Source organism: Bifidobacterium indicum (assembly GCF_036987015.1).
Lineage (GTDB): Bacteria > Actinomycetota > Actinomycetes > Actinomycetales > Bifidobacteriaceae > Bombiscardovia > Bombiscardovia indica.
This window is the reverse complement of sequence record NZ_BTXM01000001.1, coordinates 559,680-583,682: the sequence shown is the minus strand read 5'-3', so window position 1 is coordinate 583,682 and position 24,003 is coordinate 559,680. Positions and strand designations below refer to the sequence as shown.

Below are 24,003 nucleotides of genomic sequence, written 5' to 3'. Positions count from 1 at the left end.
CGGTTGTCCCGGATCGGGACGACGGATTGGACAGGTCGATCGATGAGCCATGAAGCAGCCACGGGAGCGGCGGGTATGAAGGCCGCCCATGCAGGGAAGGAGTCGGCAGACGTGCCCAGGGCCATCCAGGTCAGGGGTGCCCGGGTGCACAACCTGCATGATCTGGATCTTGATATACCCCTGAACCGCCTGGTGGGAATAGCAGGGGTCTCCGGTTCGGGCAAGTCATCCCTGGCGCTCGGGGTCCTCTATGCCGAGGGGTCCAGGAGGTATCTGGAGTCCCTGTCCACCTACACCAGGCGAAGGATGACGCAGGCCCAACGTCCCGAGGTGGATTCGGTACGCTTCCTCCCGCCCGCTCTGGCCCTGCGGCAGCGTCCGGGTGCCGGCGGGATGCGGTCGACCTTTGGAACCTCCACCGAGCTCCTCAATGTACTCAGACTCATGTTCTCCCGACTGGCTTCACATGTCTGCCCCAATGGGCACCACCAGGAGCCCACCATGCGGGTGGCGGCCGAGATGCCCGTCATCTGTCCGGTCTGCGGAGAGAAGGTCCAGGCCCCCAGTGCCGAGGAGCTGGCCTTCAACTCGCTCGGGGCCTGTCCCACCTGCCAGGGGACCGGAACCGTGCGCGAGGTGGACGATGCCACTCTGGTGCCCGACCAGGATCTGACCATCGACCAGGGGGCCGTGGTTCCCTGGCGAACCTTCGGGTTCAACGTCCAGCCCGATATCGTCCGCGAATTCGGGGTCCGGACCGACGTGCCCTGGAAGGACCTCACCCCGGACGAGAAGGAGATCGTCTTCAAGGGTCCCCCCGAAAAGAAGCACATCACCATCACCTCGGTCAAGGGCGTCCATGAGTTGGATTTCACCTTCAGGAACGCCAGGCTGACCGTGACCGAGGAGCTCAAGCGGGCCACGGACGAAAAGCGCCTGGCCAAGGTGGCCAAGTTCCTGACCGAACGAACCTGCCCGGACTGCGGCGGGAGTCGGCTCAACGAAGCCGCCAGACGGCCGCTGATCGGCGGGGAGAACCTGGCAACGGTCACTTCCTGGCCCTTGAGGAAGGTCCTGGACTGGTCCAGGGGGGTGCCGGCAACCCTGCCCGAGTCCATGGAATCCATGGCCGGAACCCTGGTGGGCACATTGCAGGACATGGGCAGGCGCCTGATGCAGCTGGGCCTGGGATATCTGACACTGGACAGGTCCAGCGCCTCCCTCTCGACCGGAGAGCGGCAGCGGGCACAGCTCTCCAGGGCCGTCCGGAATGAGACGACCGGGGTCCTCTATGTGCTGGACGAACCCTCGACCGGTCTCCACCCCGCCAATATCGAGGGGCTGATCGGGGTCATGCACGACCTTCTGGCCAGCGGGAACTCGGTGGTCTTCGTGGACCATGATGTTTCGGTCCTGGGTGCGGCCGACTACTTCATCGAGATGGGTCCGGGAGCGGGAGGCAAGGGCGGCAGGATCATCGCCCAGGGCACGCCGGACCAGGTGGAGGACGATCCCCACTCCCGAATCGGCGGTTTCCTGACCGGCCGCGAAAGGGTTCTGGTCCGTAAGCGCAGGACCGTCCCCCCTGCTCCACTTCCAGGGTCCGGTGAAGCAGCCACAGAGGCGCGGCGCTCCGCTGGCGACGGTGACTGGATCAGGATGACCACCGGGCCGATACATACGGTCCACCCTCTGGAGGTGGCCATACCACGCGGATGCATGACGGCCGTGACGGGAGTCTCCGGTTCGGGCAAGACCACCATGATTCTGGAATCCCTGGTCCCCGCCCTCCAGGCCCGACAGGATGGGCGGCCCCTGCCCGATCATGTCAAGTCCTTGACGGATGCCTCCATCGACCGGGTCAGGCTGGTCGATTCCTCACCTATAGGCATCAACGTCAGGTCCACGGTGGCCACCTATACGGGCATCATGGACCACCTGCGCCGCCTCTTCGCCAAGAGTCCCGCCGCCCGCCAGGCAGGGTACCGGCTGGCTGACTTCTCCTACAACACGGGTTCGCTCAGGTGCCCCCAGTGCGATGGGACCGGACAGATCAGCCTGGATGTCCAGTTCCTGCCGGACATTCCCATCACCTGCCCTACCTGCAAGGGGCGGCGGTTCAAACCCGAGATCGAAGCGGTGAGGGTGGCGACCAAGGCCCACCCGGGCCCCATGAGCCTGACCGACCTCCTGGCCATGGAGGTGGGTGACGCCCTACGGGTCTTCGGTGCAGCCGGTACCGACGGGGCCGAGGCTGGGGAGCATGCCAGCATCTACCGGTCCCTGCGCACCCTGCACGACCTGGGACTGGGCTACCTGACCCTGGGGGAGGACACCCCATCCCTGTCAGGAGGGGAGGCCCAGCGCCTCAAGCTGTCCAATGAGCTTGGCCGTCGGCAGAACACCTCCCTCTTCGTCCTGGACGAACCCACCACCGGCCTTCACCCGCTGGATGTGCGGACCCTGATCACGGTCCTGGAACGCCTGATCAGCCGGGGTGCCACCGTGGTCTTCATCGAACATGACCTGGACATGATCGCCAACGCCGACTACCTGATCGACATGGGTCCTGGTGGCGGCCAGGAGGGCGGCAGGATCATCGCCCAGGGGAGTCCTGACAGCGTCTGCGAAACACCTGCCTCCCTTACCGGACAATACCTGGCAGCCCATCTGCATAGGGGATGACCGGAGAATGGTATTCCACGCCGCGCCATGGTCTGGGATTCCTGATAGGCTGAAGTTCCATGGTCAGAGAACATGGAAATTCGCAAGGGCACATCACCAAACACATTTTCGTCACTGGCGGCGTGGTTTCTTCATTGGGCAAGGGACTGACTGCATCCTCCCTGGGCAGATTGCTCAGAAGCCGCGGAATCCGGGTCCTCCAACAGAAGCTGGATCCCTACATCAACGTCGATCCGGGCACCATGAACCCTTTCCAGCATGGTGAGGTCTACGTGACCGAGGACGGGGCCGAGACCGATCTGGACATCGGCCACTATGAGCGCTTTCTGGATGTCTTCCTCTCCCAGAAGGCCAACGTGACCACCGGGCAGATCTACCAGTCCGTCCTCCGCAAGGAGCGTGCGGGCGAGTACCTGGGTCAGTGCGTCCAGGTCATTCCCCACGTCACCAACGAGATCAAGAGCCGGATGCGGGCACAGGCCGGCGATGACGTGGACGTGATCATCACCGAGATCGGCGGCACGGTCGGCGACATCGAGTCCCAGCCCTTCATGGAGGCCGCCCGTGAGGTCAGGCGCGACATCGGCGCGGACAACTGCATGTTCGTCCATGTCTCCCTGGTGCCTTACATCGCAGCGGCCCACGAGCTCAAGACCAAACCCACCCAGCACTCGGTCATGGCCCTCCGTCAGCTGGGCATCGCCCCCGATGCCCTGGTCCTGCGCTCGGACCGCCCCCTGAACCAGTCCATCAAGGACAAGATCTCCCTGATGTGCGACGTCGATGCCGAGGGTGTGGTCAACTGCGTGGACGCCCCCAGCATCTATGACGTGCCGAAGATCCTTTATCAGGAGGGTCTGGATGCCTACGTGGTCCGCAAGCTGGAGCTCCCCTTCCATGATGTGGACTGGAACGAGTGGGAGGACCTCCTGGAACGGGTCCACAACCCCAAGAGCCAGGTCACCGTGGCCATCGTCGGCAAGTACATAGATCTTCCCGATGCTTATCTTTCGGTCATCGAGGCCCTGAAGGCCGGCGGGTTCGCCAACTGGGCCAAGGTGGATGTGCAACTGGTCACCGCCGATTCCTGCGAGACCATGGACGGTGCACGTGAAGCCCTGAACGGTGTCGACGGAATCGTCATTCCCGGCGGATTCGGCATCCGGGGCATCGAGGGCAAGATCGGGGCCCTCAGGTACGCCCGTGAGAGCAAGCTGCCGGCGCTTGGCCTTTGCCTTGGCCTGCAGTCCATGGTCATCGAATACGCCCGTCACGTCCTGGGTCTGGAGGATGCCAACTCCTCCGAGTTCGAGCCTGACTGCGAGCATCCGGTCATCGCCACCATGGAGGAGCAGAAGGATATCGTCGCCGGCCATGGCGACATGGGTCACACCATGCGCCTGGGAGCCTACCCGGCCATTCTCAAGCCTGACTCCCTTGTCGCCGACCTTTACGGGCAGACCGAGATTTCGGAACGGCACCGTCACCGCTACGAGGTCAACGTGGCCTACAAGCAGGACCTGGACAAGGCCGGCCTGCACATTTCGGGGACCAGCCCGGATGGACAGCTGACCGAGTTCGTGGAGCTCCCCAAGGACCAGCATCCCTTCTACGTGGGAACCCAGGCCCATCCTGAGTTCAAGTCCCGTCCGACCAGGCCCCACCCACTCTTCGCGGGTCTGGTCAAGGCCAGCCTGGAGCATCGGCAGGACGCCGATTGATCTGGTGAGGGAAGAACAAGAACACTGGTGATGATTTCGCCCGTTCCCCAAGCGAGGACGGGCGAAATCGGTATTGATGGCCGCCCTCGGCCGGTATCAGATGTGATCTAATTCCCTATAGAGCGTAACCTCAAGTCTGGCGGGTCAATGCCGGCTTGGTTATTCTTGATTGGTAAAAGGCCATCGGTTGGTGACCCTATATGTGTGAGGAGGCCTAAGCTCGTGGATAACACCTCGCAGCAGACGGACACATCACGGGATGTGGAGATGAGCCAGTACGTGGCCGACCGCACCCGTGTCAATGAAGATAAGATCAAAGAAGACGACGAGATCATATCCCAGTTCGGTGAATACAACTACGGTTGGCATGATTCCGACAAGGCCGGGGAGACCGCCCACAAGGGGATTGACGAGAACGTCGTTCGTGCCATCTCGGCCGACAAGGGTGAGCCGAAGTGGATGCTGGACATGAGGCTCAAGGGCTACAGGTCCTTCATGGAGAAGCCCATGCCCGACTGGGGTGTGGATCTGTCGGGGTTCAAGGCGGATGACTTCAAGTACTACGTCAAGCCCCTCAAGGAGCAGGCCAAGTCCTGGGAGGACCTTCCGGACGATATCCGGACCACCTACGATCGCCTGGGCATCCCCGAGGCTGAGAAGAACCGGCTGGTCTCAGGTGTGGCCGCCCAGTACGAGTCCGAGGTCATATACAACTCAATCCGTGACGACCTGAAGAAGCAGGGCGTCATCTTCCTGGATACGGACACGGCCCTCAAGGAACGCCCGGACCTCTTCCGGAAGTACTTCGGCACGGTCATTCCGCCGGACGACAACAAGTTCGCCGCCCTGAACACGGCGGCCTGGTCGGGCGGTTCCTTCGTGTACGTGCCCAAAGGGGTCCACGTGGACATCCCACTCCAGGCCTACTTCCGCATCAATACCCCAAACATGGGGCAGTTCGAGCGGACCCTGATCATCGCCGACGAGGGATCCTACGTCCACTACGTCGAGGGGTGCACGGCACCCATCTACTCCACCGATTCGCTCCATGCGGCCATCGTCGAGATAATCGTCGAGCCCCATGCCCGGGTGCGGTACACCACGGTCCAGAACTGGTCCAACAACGTCTACAACCTGGTGACCCAGCGTGCCTACGTCCGCGAGGGCGGCACCATGGAATGGGTGGACGGGAACATCGGCTCCAAGGCCACGATGAAGTATCCGGCCTGCATCCTGGCCGAGCCCTATGCCAAGGCCGAGACCCTCTCCCTGGGCTTCGCCGGCAAGGGGCAGTACCAGGACACGGGCGCCAAGATGATCCACCTGGCCCCCCACACCTCGTCGACCATCGTCTCCAAGTCCATCTCCCGAAACGGGGGGAGGGCCGCCTACCGTGGTCTGGTCAAGATAGTCAAGGGTGCCGAGAAGTCCTCCTCTTCGGTGGTCTGCGACGCTCTCCTGGTCGACGACTATTCGCGTTCGGACACCTATCCCCACGTGGATGTCCGCGAAGATGACGTCTCCATGGCCCATGAGGCCACGGTATCCAAGGTCTCCGAGGACCAGCTTTTCTATTTGATGAGCCGGGGCCTGGAGGAGAAGGAGGCCATGGGCATGATCGTGCGTGGCTTCGTTGAGCCGATCTCGCGCGAGCTCCCCATGGAGTATGCACTTGAGCTCAATCGCTTGGTCGAATTGCAGATGGAGGGTTCGGTAGGCTGATGTCACAGACAAGCGAAATCACGATTCCCAAGGCGGATCCCAAGGATCCCTATGCCATTCCGGCCCTGATGCCGTCCAGTGCCGATAAGGAGCCCCGCTCCTTCGACCCGGATGACTTCGCGGTTCCCACCACCAAGCAGGATGACTGGCGGTTCACCCCGATCGACCGGATGGGGGAGTTCTTCCAGGTATTCACACCCAGTGGCCTGACCAGGGCCGAGGTGACCATGATGGACGGGACCCCCGTGGATCACGCCCGGGTGGCCGTATCTCAGGTCCCTATGGGACAGGCCCCCTGCGGTACCGTCCTCAAGCCCAGTGACCGAGCGGCGGCCGTGGAATGGGCCAGCTGCAGGGAGGCCACCGTGGTCCACTTGAGTGGCCGGTTGGATCAGCCGGTCCTGGTCAGGATTCAGGGAGGTGGCTTGGATCTTGACGCCTTCCACCTGGTGATCCAGGTCGACGAAGAGGCCAAGGTCGACCTGGTCGTGGAGCACGCGGGCCAGGCCCGGTTGGCCGAGGGCACGGAGATCATCACCGGGAAGGACTCCCACGTCTCCACCACCTTCATCCAGGAGTGGGCCCCGGGGTCCAAGCACGTAGGCAACCATCGAATCCACGTCGGCGCCGGCGCCTCCTTGCGTCATTCCGTGGTCACCCTGGGCGGCGATTTCGTCCGCCTGCGTATGGACCAGGACTTTGGTGGGGAACAGGGCGACCTGAACATGCTGGGCATCTACTTCGTGGACCCCGGCCAGCACATCGAGAACCGAACCATGGTGGTCCACAACCACCCGGAATGCAAGTCCCGAGTGGTCTACAAGGGTGCCCTGGACGGGGCCAAGGCCCATTCCACCTGGGTGGGCAACGCCCTGATCCAGCCAACCGCACCCGGCACAGACTCCTATGAGCTGAACAGGAATCTGGTGCTGACCCCCGGGGCCATTGCCGACTCTGAGCCCAACCTGGAAATCGAGAACGGGAACATCATAGGGGCCGGCCACGCCAGTTCCGTGGGGCGTTTCGACGATGAGGAGCTCTTCTATCTTCAGTCGCGAGGCGTACCGGAGCATGAGGCCCGTAAGCTGGTGGTACGTGGCTTCTTCGGCGAACTGGTCGAGGAGATTGGCGTTCCCAGCGTATCCGGTCACCTTATGGGAGTGATCGACCGGAGACTGGCCAAGGGTGAAGATGAAGAGATGCAGCGCGTTTTGGAGGAGAACTGACATGTCAACACTGGAAATCAAGGATCTGTACGCCTCGGTCGAGACCAAGGAGGGTCGTAAGCAGATCCTCAAGGGTGCCACGCTGACGGTCCACTCGGGGGAGACCCATGCCATCATGGGACCCAACGGGTCCGGCAAGTCCACCCTGGCCTACACCCTGGCCGGGCATCCCAAGTATGAGGTGGATTCAGGCCAGGCCCTCCTGGACGGTGAGGACCTCCTGAAGATGACCCCGGACGAGCGGGCCAAGGCGGGTCTCTTCCTGGCCATGCAGTACCCCGTCGAGGTGCCCGGTGTCTCCATGACCAACTTCCTGCGTACCGCCAAGACCGAGGTGGACGGGAGGGCCCCGGCCGTCCGTGAATGGGCCAAGGAGCTGAACAGCGCCATGAAGAGGCTGCGGATGGATCCCAAGTTCGCCCAGCGCTCGGTCAATGAGGGGTTCTCCGGTGGTGAAAAGAAGCGTGCCGAGGTCCTCCAGTTGGAGCTGCTGAAGCCCAAGTTCGCCGTTCTGGACGAGACCGACTCCGGGCTGGACGTGGATGCCCTCCGTATCGTCTCCGAGGGTGTGAACCGGGCCAAGGAGAACACAGGGCTGGGCATCCTCATGGTGACCCACTACACCCGCATCCTCAAGTACATCAAGCCCGACATCGTCCATGTCTTCGCCCAGGGCAGGTTCGTCAAGACCGGCGGACCGGAACTGGCCGACACCCTGGAGGAGACCGGGTATGACCAGTACCTCCCCGAGGGCTCGGAATCGGAGTCAGCACTGGCCTGAAAGACGCGCGGCGGTCAAGGAATGGAGGCCGAAGATGGTTGACGAGGCACGGATACGCAGTCAGTTCCCGATCCTGGACCAGGAGGTGCACGGACACCCTCTGGTCTACCTCGATTCGGCGGCGACGGCCCAAAAGCCGGTCTCCGTGATCGATGCCGTCAGGGACTTCTACCTGCGCGACAATGCAGGGGTCCACCGAGGTGCCCATGAGCTGGCCGCCCGGAGCACCGTGGCATTCGAGGAGGCCCGAGCCAAGGTGGCAGCCCTGGTGGGGGCGGAATCGCATGAAGGAGGCGAGGAGATCGTCGTCACGGCCGGCGCCACGGCCGCCCTGAACCTCCTGGCCACCGCCTTCGGCAACGCCTCCCTGGGGCGCGGTGGAGGGGCCGCACAACGATTCGCCCTGAAGCCGGGCGACGAGATCGTGACCAGCAAGGCCGAGCACCATTCGGTCCTGCTGCCTTTCCAGGAGTTGGCCTATCGCACCGGGGCCACCCTCAAGGCCTTCGACCTGGATGACCAGGGCAGGATCCTGGCCGAAACGGCAGATCAGGTCATCACCGAGCGGACCAGGGTGGTGGCCATCACCCATGTGAGCAACGTGACCGGGGCCATCACCGATATCGATCCGATCGTCAGGCGTGCCCATCAGGTGGGTGCCCTGGTGGTCCTGGACGTATGCCAGTCGGTGCCACATCTGCCCATTGATCTGCATGCCATGGATGTTGACTTTGCGGTATGGAGCGCTCACAAGATGTACGGCCCCACAGGGGTGGGTTTCCTTTACGGCCGGCGCGGGCTTCTGGAGGCCCTGCCCCCGGCATCCTTCGGAGGGTCCATGGTGGAACTGGCCTATATGGACAAGCCCGCCCAGTATATGGACCCGCCGGCCCGGTTCGAGGCGGGCACCCAGCCCGTGGCGCAGCTGATCGGGGCCGGTGTGGCCGCGGACTGGCTGCGCGCCATCGGCATGGACCGGATCGCCGCCCATGAGGCCACCATCACCAGGGGGCTGCTCAGGTTGGGCCAGGTGGAGGGGGTCAGAATCCTCGGTCCCACCACTCCCGAGAACCGTATAGGCACCGTCTCCTTCGATGTGAAGGGGGTCCACCCCCACGATGTGGGCCAGTTCATCGACTCGCGGGGTATCGCCATCAGGGTAGGTCACCACTGCGCCCAGCCCGTCCATAGGCATTTCGGTCTCTTCGCCTCCAACAGGGCCTCGACCGGGATCTACAATACGGTGGCGGAAACGGATGCCCTGCTTGAGGCGGTTGCCGAGGTCAGGCACTTCTTCAAGGTGGATTGAGCGTTCACCAGGGGCACAGCGAGAGGCGCGAAACCAGCAATACGGGTAGGTTGAAGGCATGGCAGATTTTGGCATGAGCGATCAGGAACTGGAGCAGATGTACCAGGAGGTGATTCTGGAGGCGGCCAGGGACCCCCATGGGAGGGTACCCGAGGACCGTCCGGGTTCTCCGGCTCCGCATGATGGCGTGACCATGAAGGTGGAGCACGGGTACTGTGTTCCGGCCGAGTCCCAGCAGTTCAATCCCACCTGTGGCGACCATGCCACCATCCATGTCGAGGTCTCCGATGGTACCGACGGACGACCCAAGGCCATCAGGCGGATCGTCTGGCAGGGCGACGGGTGCTCCATCTCCCAGGCCAGTCTCTCGGTCATGGTCGACCTGGTCCAGGGCAGGAGTGTGGAGGAGGCCATGCACCTGGCCGAGGAGTTCCACAGCCTCATGGAATCGCGCGGAGCTGGAATCCAGAACGAGGATGCCGAGGAGGAACTGGGCGATGCCGTGGTCTTCCAGGGGGTTTCCAAGTACCCCATGCGCATCAAGTGTGCACTCCTGGGCTGGGAGGGCATGAAGGCCTCCGTGGCCCAGGCCCTGACCGATATGGACAAGGAGAAGGAGCAGGCGTAATGAGTTCTTCCGACAATCTGGTGCCGGAGCCCCAGGACTCCATCCTGGCTTCGGTCAACCGTGCCATCGACGACGAGGAGAAGGCCCAGGCCCTGGCGCAGAACCCGACCCAGGCTGAAGCCATCATGGGGATGGGCACCAAGTCCAACCCCGCACCGGTCCGTTCCACCACCGGCTCGAACAAGAAGGCGGACCAGGATGACAGACCGGGTTCCGTGAAGTCACCTGACCGTGCAGGGGATGTCATTGCGGCACCGGGGGCGTCGGGGGAGGAGACGGAGCACGCTTCCTCCATACCCCTCAAGGCCGTGGACGAGATCGGCCGCGCGACCGCGCAGGATGTTCGTGAGGCCCTGCACCAGGTCATCGACCCCGAACTGGGCATCGACGTGGTGGACCTTGGTCTGGTCTATGGAATCGAGATCGACGAGCTGGGCCGTGCCATCATCACGATGACCCTGACCACCCCAGCCTGCCCACTGACCGATCTGATCGAGGATCAGTGCGCCAGCGTCCTGGCCGGTCTGGTCGAGGAATTCCGGATCGACTGGACCTGGACCCCTCGGTGGAGCCTGGACATGATCACCCCTGACGGCCGTGAGCAGCTGGCCGCCATCGGATTCAACCTGGAGAACATGCCCACCTACAGCTGACCACCGGTCCTGCCCGTCGAATACAATGATGATTCCGGTCCGCCGTGACCGGCACGGCGTATGAGAGAAAGCATCGTGATATGTCATTATCCATGGGCTGGAAACTGCACGGCGACGGAAAGACGCTGGCACCGGGCGAGGTCGTTGAACCGGATGAACGACTGACTTGGCCGCGTACGGCAGGCATAGGTGCGCAGCATGTCATCGCCATGTTCGGATCGACCTTCCTGGTTCCGATCCTGACCGGGTTCGATCCATCGACCACCTTGTTCTTCACGGCCTTTTCCACGGCCCTCTTCCTCCTGATCAACAAAAACAAGCTCCCCTCCTACCTGGGCAGCTCCTTCGGCTTCATCGCCCCGATCACCGCGGTCACCACGGCCCACAAGGGCCTGGCCGTGGCCTCCTTCGGAATCATGGTGACCGGTGCCCTCCTGCTCCTGATCGGTGTCATCGTCCACTTCGCCGGTGCCAAATGGATCGACATGATCATGCCGCCCATGGTCACCGGTGCCATCGTGTCGATCATCGGCTTCAACCTCGCCCCCTCGGCATGGAACAACTTCAAGTCGGCCCCCCTGACGGCCCTGGTCACCCTGGTGGCGGTCATGCTCATATCGGTCCTCTTCAAGGGCCTTATCGGTCGACTGAACATCCTGCTCGGCGTCCTGGTGGGGTACGTCTTCGCCATCACCCAAGACCAGGTGGACTTCCGGGCCGTCGAAGAGGCGGCCTGGATCGGCCTGCCCCGGTTCCACACGCCCCAGGTCGATATGAGTGTCCTGGCCATGTTCATCCCGGTCGTCCTGGTCCTGGTGGCCGAGAACATCGGCCACGTCAAGTCCGTCTCCCTGATGACCGGCCGCGATTACGACGACCAGATCGGCACGGCTCTGATCTCCGACGGCCTGGGCACCTTCTTCGCCGGGCTCGGCGGCGGGTCGGGCACCACCACCTATGCCGAGAACATCGGCGTCATGGCCGCCACCAAGGTCTACTCCACAGCGGCCTACTGGTGCGCTGCGGCCTTCGCCTTCCTGCTCAGCCTCTGCCCGAAGTTCGGCGCGGTCATCAACACCATCCCCACGGGCGTCCTGGGCGGGGTCACGACCATGCTCTACGGCATGATCGGCATGCTGGGCATCCGCATCTGGGTGGAGAACAAGGTCGACTTCGGCAAGTCCGTCAACATGACCGTCGGCGCCATCGTCATGATCGTCGGTATCGCGGACTTCACCTTCGCGGTTGCCGGCATCAGTTTCAACGGCATCGCCATCGGCTCGGTCGCGACCCTGGTCATGTACCACGGCCTCAAGGCCATCGGGCGCTGGAGGGGGACCATCGACGGCGATGACTACATCCATGAGGACCAGCCGGCCCAGGCCCAGGAGACAGCGGGGAAGCACTGACCTTCAGGACCTATCGTCGCCGACGGTCATCGGCATAGGGGTGCGCCCCTGCATGGATTCGGGTCCACCCCATGTCAGGCGTGCAGGGGCCGCGTCGCATAGAAGGCGACGGCACTGGAGGCGGCCACGTTCAGGCTGTCCACCTGGTGACTCATGGGAATGCGCACCGCCAGATCGCAATGGGCGATGGTCTGCCTGGACAGTCCGTCACCCTCGGTACCGAAGATCAGGGCGAGCCTGTCGATATGCCCGGGATCCGTACTGCAGGATCGGGGGAGAAGACGGGCGGTCAGATCGTCCAGGCTGATCGAATCATCACTCAGGGCCATTGCGGCGGTCGTGAATCCCAGTCGGTGCAGATCCTCCAGACCCTGAACCGGCCAGTAATGCCTGTCATCCCCGCCGATCCTGGTCCAAGGCACCTGGAAGACGGTCCCCATGGAGACCCTGGCGGCGCGCCGATACAAGGGGTCCGAGCAGGAGGGGGTCACCAGGACGGCATCCACCCCCAGGGCGGCCGCCGAACGCATCAGGGCCCCGATGTTGGTGTGGTCGACGATGTTCTCCATGACGGCCACCCGTCTGGCATCCCTGCAGACCTGATCGACCGAGGGGAGGGGCCACCGGCGCATGGCGGCCAGGGCGCCCCGGTGGAGGCGGTATCCGGTTATGGCCCTCAGCTGCTCAGGACTGGCCACATAGACCGGTACATCGGGGCCGAAGGAGCCATCGACCTGGTCGAACAACCCGCCCATGCCCTCCAACCAGGGTTCCTCCACCAGGAAGGAGATGGGCTCGACACCGGCATCCAGGGCCCGGGTGATGACCTTTGGCGACTCGGCTATGAAGAGCCCCTTGGCCGGTTCCAGCCGGTTCCGAAGCTGGAGCTCGGTAAGGTGGGTGTACGCCTCGATACGGTCATCATCGATGGTCCCTATGGGTATCGTGCGCATCCTCGTCTCCTTCCCCTAGGTGGGGATGTCCCCGGCGGAATCGATCACCTGCCATCCGGCCCGCACGCCACACTTGCAGGCTCCATGTCCGGCGCCGAACCACCGGCCTGAGGAGGGGAGGGTGAGAATCGGACATGGCGGAAGGGGAAACCCCATCTACCGAAAAGGCACCATCGTGACGGAATCATCCCGATGGTGCCCAATCCGTGTCCGGAACGGGAGTTGAACCCGTACGCCTGTATAAAATAGGCACTAGCACCTCAAGCTAGCGCGTCTACCATTCCGCCACCCGGACAGGTGCGCTTTCGCAACAGAGGAAACTATAGCATCTTTGGGCCGATTTTGCATAGGGGGCAAGGGTTGCGTGTCGTTGGGTCCGGGCCGGGGCACGAGGCCGACATCTCCCATACGCCGGTTTTCGCCCGGCGACGCTAGCCTGAAAGGCATGACCGCACCGCTCTTTCTCTTGGACCCGGAACGGGACGACACCCCCCTGGCCAGTGACGAACTCCACACGGGATGGAAGCTCAGGCTTCCCCAGCATGTCAGACGTCATGCCATCCGATCGATGAGGTTGTCCCAGGGCTGTGAAATTCAACTGTCGGACGGGCAGGGGCTCAGGCTCCGGGCCACCATCAAGGATGTCGAAACAGGCTTGGTCGAGGTCACCGCCGTCGGGCGTGAGAATGCGCCTGACGTGTCCCTGATCCTGGTTCAGGCCCTGGCCAAGGGTGGTCATGATGAGGATGCCATCGATATGGCCACCCAGATAGGGGTCGACAAGGTGAGACCCTGGCAGGCGGATCGGTCCATCGCCAAGTGGAAGGAGGGTCGGACCGATCGCAAGTGGCGCCAGGTCCTCGATGCGGCCACCGAGCAGTCCAGACGGGCCATGACACCAGAACTCCTTCCGGTCCTGACCAGCAAGCCCCTGGTTAGGGACTGTCATGAGGCGACCGGACGGGGAGACCTGACTGTTGTGCTTCACCAGGACGCGACCATGGACTGGGAGGATGTGGAGCAGCGGGCCGCAAGCCTGGATACCGGCAGATGCGTGCGTGTCATCATCGGTCCTGAAGGTGGGATCGGCATGATGGAGGTCCAGGAGATGGTCGAGGCCGGGGCGGTGGCCACGGCCCTGGGTGGAAACATCCTGAGGGCTTCTACGGCTGGCCCCGTGGCCCTGACCCTCCTGGCACGGGCCCTCGGGCGGTGGAGGTGCTGATTCTCGGTTGTCCGGCTTCAATCCGGGCGAAATATCTGACAAGAACCATATGATGGTTGGTAGTGAATCTCAATCGTGAAAGGTCTGACCAAGGAGCGGGTATGAGTGATTCAGAACATGGTGACGGCTGCATCTTCTGCAAGATCATCGCGGGTGACATTCCCAGCCAGAGGGTCTATGAGGACGAAAGCGTCTATGCCTTCAAGGACGCCAACCCCAAGGCCAAGATCCATGTTCTGATCGTTCCCAGGCGCCATTACGCCAATGTGGCCGAGCTGGCCAAGGCCGATCCCCGGACCCTGGCCCACATCGTCGAGGTGGCCCAGTCCATCGCCGACCAGGAGTTCCACGGTGCCTACCGACTGATCTTCAACTCCGGAGAGGATGCCGGCCAGTCCGTCTTCCATGTGCACGCCCATGTCATGACCGGGGAGGTCCTGCCCGAGTGACTGCTGCTGAGACGACAGAGGGGATGACGTGGCGGTAACGACACGAAGCCTGGATATTCCATCGGAACTCGACCCCGTCCTCGTCCTGGGGCCGGGCGACGCGGTGATGGACCGAATCGAACGTGCCTTTCCGCATGTGAACATCCTCATCAGGGGGAACCGGATCATCCTGACCGCCACCAACCCCCTAGGGGACAAGGAGGCCGGCCAGGTCTACGACCTGATCGGGGAACTGGTCCAGGCCGCCTACCAGGTGCCCATGGATGCCGAAGAGGTCGGCAAACTCCTGGACCACCGGCGGATGGGTAATCCCTTCCTGACCGGAGCAGTCATTGCCGCATCCGGGAAGGACCAGGCCCTGCCCCAAGGTCGTCATGTGGCCACCTACGCCGATTCCGGCACAGACAAGGGTCATCGCCGTGCCGGAATCACCGGTGCGTCTCCTCGAGTTCCGGATAACAGGGCAGATAACCTGTACGAGAGGCATTCGGAAGCCGCGGAACCCGATTGGAAGGAGGAAACCGGTATCACAGGAGAGCGAATGCACCAGGGCAAGGAGTCGGAGGCCGATGACCGTCACCCGGAACCGTATGAGGATGACCAGGACGAAAACAGGCACCGGGCGGCCCTTTCGTCGGCAGTGGCCATGAGGACTCCTTTGACTTACGCTTCCAAGGGCCCCATCCGTCCCAAGACGGCAGGTCAGATGGCCTATGTCTCTTCTATGCAGACCCATACGATCACATTCGGAATCGGGCCTGCGGGAACAGGCAAGACCTACCTGGCCGTGGCCAAGGCGGTTCAGACCTTCCAGACGAAGCAGGTCAGCCGCATCATCCTGACACGCCCCGCAGTGGAGGCGGGCGAGAGCCTGGGCTTCCTCCCGGGTACCCTGAATGACAAGGTCGATCCCTACCTACGCCCCCTGTACGATGCCCTCTCCGACATGCTGGGTACCGAACGGATGCACCACTACCTGAGCAATGAGACCATCGAGGTGGCCCCACTGGCATACATGCGTGGCCGCACGCTCAATGACGCCTTCGTCATCCTGGACGAGGCCCAGAACACCACCCGTCAGCAAATGAAGATGTTCCTGACCAGATTGGGGTTCAACACCAAGATGGTCATCACCGGCGATATCACCCAGGTCGACGTGGGACTGCCGGCCTCGGGACTGGCCACGATCGAAGAGATCCTGGGAGGGATCGATGACATCGCCTTCGTCCATCTGGAGGCAGGGGACGTGGTCCGCAACAGGTTGGTGGGCAGGATCGTCCGCGCCTACGACAAGGCGGCGGCCAGGCAGCGCGGAAGGTCGGGGCGGGAATGAGTGTGGAAGTCACCAATGAGACCCAGTGGGAGATCGATGCCAGGACCTTCTCGGACCTGGGTATCTGGGTCCTGGACCAAATGCAGGTCAGCCCCCAGTCCGACATGACCATCATCTTCAACGACCCGGATCCCATGGCCTCCCTGCATGAGCGGTGGATGAACCTCCAAGGTCCGACCGACGTGATGAGCTTCCCCATGGATGAGCTCCGCCCGGGCGATGGAAGCCGGAAAGTGGAGGGAATCCTGGGCGACATCGTCATCTGCCCCTGGGTGGCCGCCCAACAGGCCCAGGCCGCCGGGCATTCGGTCATGGAGGAGATGTTGCTCCTGACCATTCACGGCACCCTTCACCTCCTGGGGTATGATCACACCACCAAGGCTCAGGAGGGGCAGATGTTCGGCCTTCAGCGCCAGCTCCTGCTCACCTTCCTGGCCTTGCGACAGGGGCCCATGGGTGAGGCCACCCTGCCTGCCGGAGCCTTCAACGCCCTGGAATCCTACGAAGACAGTCATGAATCCGGGCATGGACCGGGCACGGGTATGGTCGGTCACAGGGGCCGGTCATGAATCCGAAAGAGGAGTTGCAATGACCAGCCGTTCGATCCTGATGCTGATCGCCATGGCACTGGTGGTGCTGATCCTTATTGGTCTCTCCCTGGTCCTGGCTGCAGCCGAGGGCTCGGTGACCAGGGTGACCAGATCCAGTCTGAACAACCTGATCCTGGGTCTGCAGACCGACCAGGATTTGAGCCAGTTCTCCAGGATGAAGCGGATCGACCGGATCCACAAGGCCCAGAAGCTCATCTCCCAGCGCCAGGCCACCTCCAGTGGATGCGCCTATTTCCGGGTCATCTGTGACATCCTCATCGGTCTTCTGGTGGGGGGCATGACCCAGGTGGCCGGCTTCCGAATCTGGGAGCAGGTGGTCTGTGGCCTGGTGGCCGCCGTCCTGGTGGCCGTCATCTCAGTCACCATCGGACCCAGGCGAAATGGCACCAGACAGCCTCTGGAGATCCTGCTCAGGTATGTGCGGATCATATCGATCGCGGTCCGTCTGACCCCTTTCAAGAAGCGGCGCAGGATTAATTCCTGGTCCAGGAGCTCCCGGCGTAGTGACCTCTCGGATGACGAAGAGCTGGAGAAGATTCAGATCGAGCAGGGCAGGGCCATGGTCGACCAACTGGTCGAGGCCGGCGCTTTCGATCCCGAGATATCGGAGATGATCAAGAACGTCCTGACCCTTTCCACCACCCTGACCCGTGAGATCATGGTTCCCAGGACCGACATGATCTGCATGGGGAAGGACACCAGCCTGGAGGCCGCCCTGAAACTCTTCTCCCGGTCCGGTTTCTCCAGGATTCCGGTCATCGGCGAGGACATGGACGACCTGATCGGCGTGGTCTACCTGAAGGACGTGGTCAGGGCCATCTCCCTGGGTAGGCAAAAGGACCAGGGGCCCATCGCCTCCATCGTTCGCAAACCGGTCCTGATACCCGAATCCAAGCCCGTGGATGACCTCTTCCACTACATGCAGAAGTCCCGTCATCATTTGGCGCTTGTGGTCGATGAGTATGGCGGCATCGCCGGTCTGGTCACCATCGAGGATGCAATCGAGCAGATCGTGGGTGAGCTGGAGGACGAGCATGACCGGGTCCAGCACAACCAGCCCAAGCAGATCGGACCCCACACCTGGAGTCTGCCCGCACGTACCTCGATAGCGGAGCTGGAGGAGCTTTTCGAGATCGATATCGACGAGGATGACGTGGATACGGTCTACGGACTCCTGACCAAGCTTCTCGGCTCGGTTCCGGTCGAGGGGTCTTCCGCGGTGACCAGAGGCATACGATTGACGGCGGCTGATGCTGTCGGTCGCCGGAAGAAGATCGCCACCATCATCGTGGAGCCGGCGGATGACTCGGACATCACCCTGGACGAGGAACCCGCCAGTCAGGACCCGGACCAGGAAGGTCCGGACAGTGGCCAGGAATGAAGACAAGGAAAAGCGGTACATGACACACATACGCACTAAGGGGACCACCCCCGGTCAGAACCATACCGACCCTGAGGGCGGCGATTCCTGCCAAGGCTCCCAGGACCAGCCCTACCGCTCAGGTTTCGTGGCCGTGGTGGGAAGGCCCAACGTGGGCAAGTCGACTCTGATGAACGCCCTGGTGGGCAGGCCCATCGCCATCGCTTCATCCAGGCCGGAGACCACCCGCAAGGCCATCCGGGGTATCGTCACCGACCCCGATGCCCAGCTGGTCCTGGTCGACACCCCTGGTATCCACCGCCCACGGACCCTCCTGGGCCAGCGTTTGAACGACGTGGTGGAGGCCTCCCTCTCAGACGCGGATGCCATTGCCTTCCTCCTGCCCGCCGATCAGACCATCGGCCCCGGCGACAAGAGGATCCTCAGCCGACTCAGGTCCAACTTCGCCAAGAAAGACCGAGCCGGAAAGTGGCACTGGCGCAAGCCTCTGATCGCGGTGGTCACCAAGATCGACCGCCTGGACAGGGAGGAGCTGGTGGCCAAGCTCATCGAGGTCTCCGACTTTGCGGACTTCGATCAGATCGTGCCGGTCAGTGCCGTGAGCGAGGACAACGTCGATGAAGTCAAGCAGGTCCTGATCGACGCCATGCCGGTCGGGCCGCAGATGTATCCGGCAGGCCAGCTGACCGAGGAACGTCCCGAAGACATGATTGCGGAGTTGGTCAGGGGGGCCTTCCTGGAGGAGCTTGACGACGAGCTGCCCCACTCCCTGGCTGTGAACGTCGACTCGATCGAGCCGGCCGAGGATGGGCACAAGGCACAGGTCCATGTCTCCATCTATGTGGAGAGGGACTCCCAGAAGCCCATCATCATCGGCCATGGTGCCGAACATCTGGTCCGGGTCAGGAAGAAGCTGAGGACTGCCGTCAATCGCACCCTGGGTCAGAAGGCCGCACTTGATCTCCACGTCAAGGTGGCCAAGAACTGGCAGGGGGACCCCAAGCTCCTCCAGAGGCTCGGCTTCTGAGGGGGAGGTCCTGCTGATTGGCGGCACAGCCTATGTCTTGATCGTGATAACCGTTTCATGAACTTCTGCGGTCGCCGAGCGATCCTGCTCCATACGGGAGGTATAGGCGATCCTTAGGGCCCCTTTCCTGCTGGATGAGCAAATCCGGTCGCATACGAGGAAGGGGTCGGCATTGCCCAAGGATTCCACTCACTGGGAAACAGGGATTCGAGGTATCAGGGATCTACGCCATTCATCATGAAACAACGTTTCGACTCATCCGGAAACAAGATGACAATGTGTCCACTGACGTACCGGTCGACAATGTGTCCTCGCTTGCAATCATATAATCAGCTGCACCAAGAGCAGCCACAGATGACAGCCGCTGTTCAGCATGCATCCGCACCCTTGAGCAAGGCAAAAATGACGTAGGGGAGCGGATTCCCTTTGCGGTACCAGCGACTATGTGTCTAGGATACAGGCAATACGCGGAAGGAACCATCTCTGCAGTGGCGAAGGGACATGATCAGTGGAACGATCTCGAATTGATCCGGATACTGATGATATAACGCTGATCAAGATGGTGGCCGCCGAAAATGAATCTGCCTTTGAAGCACTGTACAACAAGTATGCCCATACCGTCCAAGCTTTCATTTCCCTGCGAACATCCGGCGACGAGGATGCCAGTGAAGCTTTTGCCGACACGTGGCTGGGGTGCTGGCGTTCCTCGAAATCCTTTCGCGCGGAAAGCCGGGTTCTTACCTGGATACTCAGCATTGCACGACGACAGATATATATGAAATGTCGCAAGCCAAGGCTACCCGACCAAATGGATTCGGAGGAACTCGACTCGATAGCCGATGATCGTCTGGAACCTGCAGAACTCGTCAATAGGGATCTGATGATGGAAACAATACGGGAGAAGATTGATGCGCTCCCAAGGGAAATGGCATACACGGTAACCCTGGCCTGGCTCCACGAGTTATCCTATCCGGAAATTGCCTCACTGCTTGACATTCCGGTTGGGACCGTGAAGTCTCGTCTTGCTCGCGCAAAACAGATCCTGCGTCCGCAGCTGACAGCCCTCGCTTCAGGCAGCGGCCAACGACTGCAAAGCCGGAGAGGATGAAGGGGAAATGATGGCAACTCAAAACAAGAGCTCAGACCCAGTCACAGAAGATTACCGGGATGAAGTTCAGGAGGTGCTTCGGGAAAACGAGCAGCATGCCCAGCCACCGGTTCCAGCATTCACCAGCGTGATGAAGGCAATCTACCAGGAGCCGTCGCTGGCCGCAGAACAGCCGATACCATTCAAGCGTCGAGTACGTTCCTGTGGGCAACTTGTTCGGGCCCAATTGAACCTTCTGCCCCGATATATCATGCTGATAGAAATTGTGATAGCAGCGGGCGCTGTTGTGATCAGCAGCGTTTTGCATGGTGCACGGTACGGTGGCCTCGGTCTGCATATATTGTCAAATCTGCTCATGCTGAACATGGCGCTGACGGTAATCCTGGTTTTTTCCGTTAGGGATGATCGCGAATTGATGCTCAGTATGCCTCTCGGACCTCAGGTCGTAGTAGCTACCAGGCTGTTGCTGGCCTTTATTTCCAATATCGTCGTCGGGGGTGCAGCCTTATTGGTCGCCACTGCAATCAACCCGGTAATGAGACCCCTACCAGCCATTACCCAAGTGATAGCCCCTGCAACCCTCCTGGCTAATATTGTGGCCCTTCTCTGCATATGGCAATACTCTTGGGTGGCGCTGCTCCTGGGGGCACTTGCACCATTAGTGAGAACTCTGCAAGATCTCGGGCCATCATTCCTCCTGCCGGCATGGGTCGATTCGGCACCCTCTACAACCGCTGCCTGGGCAGGGATCATCCTCCTGGCAACGGGACTCCTAAGCGCTGCCATCTTTACGGCCCCTCTTGCCTGGCATGCCCAACTCGCCGATGGGGATAAGAACTGTTGAACCTTTTGATCCACTCTCGCTACTAACTGAATAGACGGGACAAGTTGCAGGTCATGTCCGGCGACGGCCCGTGGCCAAAACCAGATATGGAAGAGGTGGATGAGGTTGACTTTCGCAGGTATGCAGCTCAAAAGGTTTTCCCTACCGGCGGTACTGCCTTTCATGATGACCTTGGGCATTCTGCTTACGGGCATCTTACTGGAGGCAATCTGTTCGTTGAGCCGCATAAGGGTGGTTATGATGGCTCTCACTCAGGTGCCGATGATCACTTCCGGTATATGTACGGCTTGTGTGCTCAACGGCGACCCACTCGTTGAGCTCTCTGAGTCGACTCCAAGTGGATGGCGTAAGGTTCAAGCAACCAGGCTGCTTATCATCACCGGGGCATTTCTCATCGCCACGGCGCTTCTTTTTATCGGCTTGCATATGCTGCGACTATGGCCACGTGACCTGGGGTGGGTGAGCATGATTACCCCGGTCGGCGGTATTCTCATTGTCAATTGTCTGGTTTTCCTTATAGCCGTACTCACCATGTCCATGCCAACGTCGTCGCTGGCCTCCATTGCCGTCTGGCTGTTTTTATGTTTGATATGGGATCCGTACATCACCGATCCGGTCCGGCAACGACTCGTCCCGTTGATCATTGCAGCAGCATGCGCAATCTTCGGTTGGAACGTGTGCGGTGATTCAGAACGCAATGCACTCAAGGTGGCAGACCTATGAGAACACTCAGCCTTTTACACATCACACTGCTGATGGTTTATCGACGAAAAGCCTTGTGGATAGCCAGCATACCGCTGGCGCTCTTCGCCCTCTTTCTGGCCTATGCCTCTCCCATGTCACCCGGACTCAACACAATACAGGGTCTTGTCTTTACCGGACAGGTTCTTGCCATATTCACCTCGTTGGCATATGCGGCATCGTTCAGCAACCTTATGACTGCCGGCAAGCGAGCAGGTATGGACGAACTTGAATCCACCTCCGCCTTACCGATGGCTGTCATCCGCTTGGCTCAAGTCCTGGGGGCCTGGGGTATTTGCATATCATCTTCCCTGTTTATCCTTGTATTGATCGCGGTCTATCAAGCCTTCCACGGCAACGGTGAGGCGATAATCAGGGCCCTGGCGGTAGTGCTTGTCATACTCTCACCATCAATTCTGATTGCTACGGGGATATCCGCCCTGCTGGGAGCCCTGTTACCCACAGTCCCAGCCCGAATTCTTGCCGTCCTGGTATGGGCTTGGCTGGCCTTCCATACCCCTCTCTTACCACTTCCAACGCTCAATGGCGGCCCCCTGTCGGTCATTGGCGATCCCATTGCTCAGGGATGGTTCCATACCGATCCTGTGTACTCACCAACGAACGGCGCCTTTACCGTCCAATCAGGGTTCCTATCCCTGCTCTGGCAGGGGAGTATTATCGTCATCCTCTTCACCGGTGCAAACATGGCCTCCAACCACATACAGGTTCGGTCCGACCGTCTACTGACGTTGAAAGGAAATTCCTCGCATGTTTATCTCCATTGATCATCTGACAAAGGATTTTCGTGGGCGACCAGCCGTTTTAGATAACCTGACGGTTGACCTTCCACAAGGCATGATAGGGCTTATTGGACCGAATGGTGCCGGCAAAACAACCCTCATGCGTATTCTCACAGGAATAATCAAACCGTCCAAGGGCAAAATCCTTATTGATGGACAGGACCTGTCCACTCCGGTCAATAGGCGTATTCTGAAACGAAACCTGGGTTATCTGCCACAGAACATCACCCCGTATGACAATCTGTCCCCGCTTGAATTCCTCGACTATATCGGCATCCTGAAAATGATCGACGACAAACGCGTTCGGCAGCAGCAGGCACACACCCTCCTGGAACAGGTGGGATTGGAAGACGTGATGAGCCAACATATCGGGGGGTTCTCCGGGGGGATGAGGCGGAGGGTGGGAATCGCACAGGCCCTTATGGGTGATCCCCGGCTGCTTGTAGTCGATGAGCCCACAGCGGGGCTGGATCCTGAAGAGCGCATGCGGTTCCGCACTCTCCTTGCTCAGCTGGGGCAGAATCGAACCGTTATCCTCTCCACCCACATACTCGATGATGTTGCGCAAACCTGCCCCTGGGTATGTGTATTACGCTCTGGACGCAGGCAGTATGACGGACCGACACAGGGGCTGATCCATGAAGCCGACGGTCACACCTGGATCACGCCACCCATCGCGGCCCCACCGGATGCTGCCACGATCATCAACGCCGAACCCACACCAAACGGGACAAGGTACCGCATAGTTACCGATACCCCGCCCGCAGGTTCCGTAGAAACTGCGCCCAACCTCGAGGATGGATATATGGCTTTGGCCAGGGAACACTAGATACCGTCGATTACTCAGCAAAATCAATATTCAAGTATGAAAGTGCGTCGAATACACATGAAGCGAATCAAGCAGAGCATCAAGGCCCTTCTCCTTATATGTGCCACAACCACGCTGACCGTGGGGGTTGGAGGCTGCACTGATGGCATGAGTCATCCTGAAGAATATCCCGCTGATGGAAGCAACTTGGTTGCAGCTACCAGTAACCCACAGACAATTTCAAAAGAGGATCTGGGGCACACATGGCCCCTGAAGGTAGATGAAGGCACCGTGTCATGCGAGCACAGCAGGCAGGGAGACCCCATCCTCCGCTTTACCACTCCGGATGGCGTACAGTACGCACTTAACCAGGTGCCAGGCAATGAAAATCTAACCAACATCTCAACATTGAAATCAGATGACAGTAAGTCTGTAGGAACTCTGATGAGTTTCGCATTCTCAGTCTGTGACCTGCCAAAATAAACTGGTGTAACAAGGCCCGGCATGTAGCCCTTTCGGACAGCATACCGAATCCCAAATAACCTACCGGATTGTGCATCGGGATGAACTGTTGTTTCATGGCATAGGA

The 24,003-nt window shown here is 60.9% G+C and carries 22 protein-coding genes and 1 tRNA gene; 21 read left to right on the top strand and 2 right to left on the bottom strand.

Annotated features, from left to right (window positions below; translation table 11 throughout):
- Positions 1-75: 75 nt before the first annotated feature.
- The 9 genes from AACP59_RS02570 to AACP59_RS02530 all read left to right on the top strand — a co-directional run bounded on the left by AACP59_RS02570 (position 76) and on the right by AACP59_RS02530 (position 12,134).
- Positions 76-2,685, top strand: a complete 2,610-nt coding sequence (locus tag AACP59_RS02570) for an excinuclease ABC subunit UvrA (protein WP_339350074.1) — start codon at positions 76-78, stop codon at positions 2,683-2,685.
- 59 nt (positions 2,686-2,744) lie between these two features.
- Positions 2,745-4,406, top strand: a complete 1,662-nt coding sequence (gene pyrG, locus AACP59_RS02565; RefSeq protein ID WP_339349716.1) for a CTP synthase — start codon at positions 2,745-2,747, stop codon at positions 4,404-4,406.
- A 267-nt stretch (positions 4,407-4,673) separates the two neighbouring features.
- A complete protein-coding gene (gene sufB / locus AACP59_RS02560; RefSeq protein WP_297316121.1) occupies positions 4,674-6,128 on the top strand; it encodes a Fe-S cluster assembly protein SufB in 1,455 nt (484 codons plus the stop codon).
- Positions 6,128-7,354 (top strand): Fe-S cluster assembly protein SufD, encoded by a 1,227-nt coding sequence (gene sufD / locus AACP59_RS02555; protein ID WP_339349714.1) that lies wholly within the window; start codon positions 6,128-6,130, stop codon positions 7,352-7,354. The genes sufB and sufD overlap by 1 nt, the downstream gene beginning before the upstream one ends.
- A 1-nt stretch (position 7,355) precedes the next feature.
- Positions 7,356-8,135, top strand: coding sequence for a Fe-S cluster assembly ATPase SufC (gene sufC / locus AACP59_RS02550; protein ID WP_297316079.1), 780 nt, complete (start codon positions 7,356-7,358; stop codon positions 8,133-8,135).
- Between the two features lie 34 nt (positions 8,136-8,169).
- Positions 8,170-9,444: a SufS family cysteine desulfurase gene (locus AACP59_RS02545; RefSeq protein ID WP_339349713.1), complete on the top strand. Its 1,275-nt coding sequence runs from the start codon at positions 8,170-8,172 to the stop codon at positions 9,442-9,444.
- A 58-nt stretch (positions 9,445-9,502) separates the two neighbouring features.
- On the top strand, positions 9,503-10,072 hold the full coding sequence (sufU, locus tag AACP59_RS02540; protein ID WP_297316081.1) for a Fe-S cluster assembly sulfur transfer protein SufU: 570 nt from the start codon (positions 9,503-9,505) through the stop codon (positions 10,070-10,072).
- Positions 10,072-10,725, top strand: coding sequence for a metal-sulfur cluster assembly factor (locus tag AACP59_RS02535; protein ID WP_297316082.1), 654 nt, complete (start codon positions 10,072-10,074; stop codon positions 10,723-10,725). The genes sufU and AACP59_RS02535 overlap by 1 nt, the downstream gene beginning before the upstream one ends.
- Positions 10,726-10,805: 80 nt before the next feature.
- Complete coding sequence (locus AACP59_RS02530; RefSeq protein ID WP_339349710.1) at positions 10,806-12,134, top strand: uracil-xanthine permease family protein; 1,329 nt, start codon at positions 10,806-10,808, stop codon at positions 12,132-12,134.
- 74 nt (positions 12,135-12,208) lie between these two features.
- Here AACP59_RS02530 and AACP59_RS02525 read toward each other — a convergent pair whose 3' ends face one another.
- Together AACP59_RS02525 and AACP59_RS02520 are read right to left on the bottom strand one after the other, a co-directional pair.
- Positions 12,209-13,087: a TrmH family RNA methyltransferase gene (locus tag AACP59_RS02525; RefSeq protein ID WP_339349708.1), complete on the bottom strand. Its 879-nt coding sequence runs from the start codon at positions 13,085-13,087 to the stop codon at positions 12,209-12,211.
- Between the two features lie 207 nt (positions 13,088-13,294).
- Positions 13,295-13,382, bottom strand: a tRNA-Leu gene (locus AACP59_RS02520).
- Between the two features lie 150 nt (positions 13,383-13,532).
- Here AACP59_RS02520 and AACP59_RS02515 point away from each other — a divergent pair.
- From AACP59_RS02515 to AACP59_RS02460, 12 genes are all read left to right on the top strand, one after another.
- Complete coding sequence (locus AACP59_RS02515; RefSeq protein ID WP_297316085.1) at positions 13,533-14,312, top strand: 16S rRNA (uracil(1498)-N(3))-methyltransferase; 780 nt, start codon at positions 13,533-13,535, stop codon at positions 14,310-14,312.
- Positions 14,313-14,413: 101 nt separating this feature from the next.
- Positions 14,414-14,761 carry a histidine triad nucleotide-binding protein gene (locus tag AACP59_RS02510; protein WP_339349707.1) on the top strand — a complete coding sequence of 116 codons (348 nt, stop codon included), beginning with the start codon at positions 14,414-14,416 and terminating at the stop codon, positions 14,759-14,761.
- Between the two features lie 28 nt (positions 14,762-14,789).
- Positions 14,790-16,094, top strand: a complete 1,305-nt coding sequence (locus tag AACP59_RS02505) for a PhoH family protein (RefSeq protein WP_339349706.1) — start codon at positions 14,790-14,792, stop codon at positions 16,092-16,094.
- Entirely contained in the window at positions 16,091-16,663 is a 573-nt protein-coding gene (ybeY, locus tag AACP59_RS02500; protein WP_297316088.1) for an rRNA maturation RNase YbeY, read from the top strand. The genes AACP59_RS02505 and ybeY overlap by 4 nt, the downstream gene beginning before the upstream one ends.
- Before the next feature lie 19 nt (positions 16,664-16,682).
- Positions 16,683-18,086: a hemolysin family protein gene (locus AACP59_RS02495; protein ID WP_297316089.1), complete on the top strand. Its 1,404-nt coding sequence runs from the start codon at positions 16,683-16,685 to the stop codon at positions 18,084-18,086.
- A gap of 19 nt (positions 18,087-18,105) precedes the next feature.
- The gene (gene era, locus AACP59_RS02490; protein ID WP_339351157.1) at positions 18,106-19,113 is read left to right on the top strand and encodes a GTPase Era; all 1,008 of its coding nucleotides are present in this window, start codon (positions 18,106-18,108) and stop codon (positions 19,111-19,113) included.
- 508 nt (positions 19,114-19,621) lie between these two features.
- Positions 19,622-20,221 carry an RNA polymerase sigma factor gene (locus AACP59_RS02485; protein WP_297316091.1) on the top strand — a complete coding sequence of 200 codons (600 nt, stop codon included), beginning with the start codon at positions 19,622-19,624 and terminating at the stop codon, positions 20,219-20,221.
- A 10-nt stretch (positions 20,222-20,231) separates the two neighbouring features.
- Positions 20,232-21,065, top strand: coding sequence for a hypothetical protein (locus AACP59_RS02480; RefSeq protein WP_297316092.1), 834 nt, complete (start codon positions 20,232-20,234; stop codon positions 21,063-21,065).
- Positions 21,066-21,302: 237 nt separating this feature from the next.
- Positions 21,303-21,788 carry a hypothetical protein gene (locus AACP59_RS02475; RefSeq protein ID WP_339349704.1) on the top strand — a complete coding sequence of 162 codons (486 nt, stop codon included), beginning with the start codon at positions 21,303-21,305 and terminating at the stop codon, positions 21,786-21,788.
- Positions 21,785-22,591, top strand: a complete 807-nt coding sequence (locus AACP59_RS02470) for a murein hydrolase transporter LrgB (RefSeq protein WP_339349703.1) — start codon at positions 21,785-21,787, stop codon at positions 22,589-22,591. Before AACP59_RS02475 ends, AACP59_RS02470 begins: the two co-directional genes overlap by 4 nt.
- Positions 22,575-23,435, top strand: coding sequence for an ATP-binding cassette domain-containing protein (locus tag AACP59_RS02465; protein WP_339349702.1), 861 nt, complete (start codon positions 22,575-22,577; stop codon positions 23,433-23,435). Before AACP59_RS02470 ends, AACP59_RS02465 begins: the two co-directional genes overlap by 17 nt.
- A 57-nt stretch (positions 23,436-23,492) precedes the next feature.
- Positions 23,493-23,897: a DUF2511 domain-containing protein gene (locus tag AACP59_RS02460; RefSeq protein ID WP_339351159.1), complete on the top strand. Its 405-nt coding sequence runs from the start codon at positions 23,493-23,495 to the stop codon at positions 23,895-23,897.
- Positions 23,898-24,003 lie beyond the last annotated feature (106 nt).

What these genes read in the sequence shown, in the direction of transcription:
- AACP59_RS02570 (WP_339350074.1), top strand. Translation starts at nt 76, where the DNA reads ATGAAGGCCGCCCATGCAGGGAAGGAGTCGGCAGACGTGCCCAGGGCC.
- pyrG (WP_339349716.1), top strand. Translation starts at nt 2,745, where the DNA reads ATGGTCAGAGAACATGGAAATTCGCAAGGGCACATCACCAAACACATT.
- sufB (WP_297316121.1), top strand. Translation starts at nt 4,674, where the DNA reads ATGAGCCAGTACGTGGCCGACCGCACCCGTGTCAATGAAGATAAGATC.
- sufD (WP_339349714.1), top strand. Translation starts at nt 6,128, where the DNA reads ATGTCACAGACAAGCGAAATCACGATTCCCAAGGCGGATCCCAAGGAT.
- sufC (WP_297316079.1), top strand. Translation starts at nt 7,356, where the DNA reads ATGTCAACACTGGAAATCAAGGATCTGTACGCCTCGGTCGAGACCAAG.
- AACP59_RS02545 (WP_339349713.1), top strand. Translation starts at nt 8,170, where the DNA reads ATGGTTGACGAGGCACGGATACGCAGTCAGTTCCCGATCCTGGACCAG.
- sufU (WP_297316081.1), top strand. Translation starts at nt 9,503, where the DNA reads ATGGCAGATTTTGGCATGAGCGATCAGGAACTGGAGCAGATGTACCAG.
- AACP59_RS02535 (WP_297316082.1), top strand. Translation starts at nt 10,072, where the DNA reads ATGAGTTCTTCCGACAATCTGGTGCCGGAGCCCCAGGACTCCATCCTG.
- AACP59_RS02530 (WP_339349710.1), top strand. Translation starts at nt 10,806, where the DNA reads ATGTCATTATCCATGGGCTGGAAACTGCACGGCGACGGAAAGACGCTG.
- AACP59_RS02525 (WP_339349708.1), bottom strand. Translation starts at nt 13,087, where the DNA reads ATGCGCACGATACCCATAGGGACCATCGATGATGACCGTATCGAGGCG.
- AACP59_RS02515 (WP_297316085.1), top strand. Translation starts at nt 13,533, where the DNA reads ATGACCGCACCGCTCTTTCTCTTGGACCCGGAACGGGACGACACCCCC.
- AACP59_RS02510 (WP_339349707.1), top strand. Translation starts at nt 14,414, where the DNA reads ATGAGTGATTCAGAACATGGTGACGGCTGCATCTTCTGCAAGATCATC.
- ybeY (WP_297316088.1), top strand. Translation starts at nt 16,091, where the DNA reads ATGAGTGTGGAAGTCACCAATGAGACCCAGTGGGAGATCGATGCCAGG.
- AACP59_RS02495 (WP_297316089.1), top strand. Translation starts at nt 16,683, where the DNA reads ATGACCAGCCGTTCGATCCTGATGCTGATCGCCATGGCACTGGTGGTG.
- era (WP_339351157.1), top strand. Translation starts at nt 18,106, where the DNA reads ATGACACACATACGCACTAAGGGGACCACCCCCGGTCAGAACCATACC.
- AACP59_RS02480 (WP_297316092.1), top strand. Translation starts at nt 20,232, where the DNA reads ATGGCAACTCAAAACAAGAGCTCAGACCCAGTCACAGAAGATTACCGG.
- AACP59_RS02475 (WP_339349704.1), top strand. Translation starts at nt 21,303, where the DNA reads ATGATGGCTCTCACTCAGGTGCCGATGATCACTTCCGGTATATGTACG.
- AACP59_RS02470 (WP_339349703.1), top strand. Translation starts at nt 21,785, where the DNA reads ATGAGAACACTCAGCCTTTTACACATCACACTGCTGATGGTTTATCGA.
- AACP59_RS02465 (WP_339349702.1), top strand. Translation starts at nt 22,575, where the DNA reads ATGTTTATCTCCATTGATCATCTGACAAAGGATTTTCGTGGGCGACCA.
- AACP59_RS02460 (WP_339351159.1), top strand. Translation starts at nt 23,493, where the DNA reads ATGAAGCGAATCAAGCAGAGCATCAAGGCCCTTCTCCTTATATGTGCC.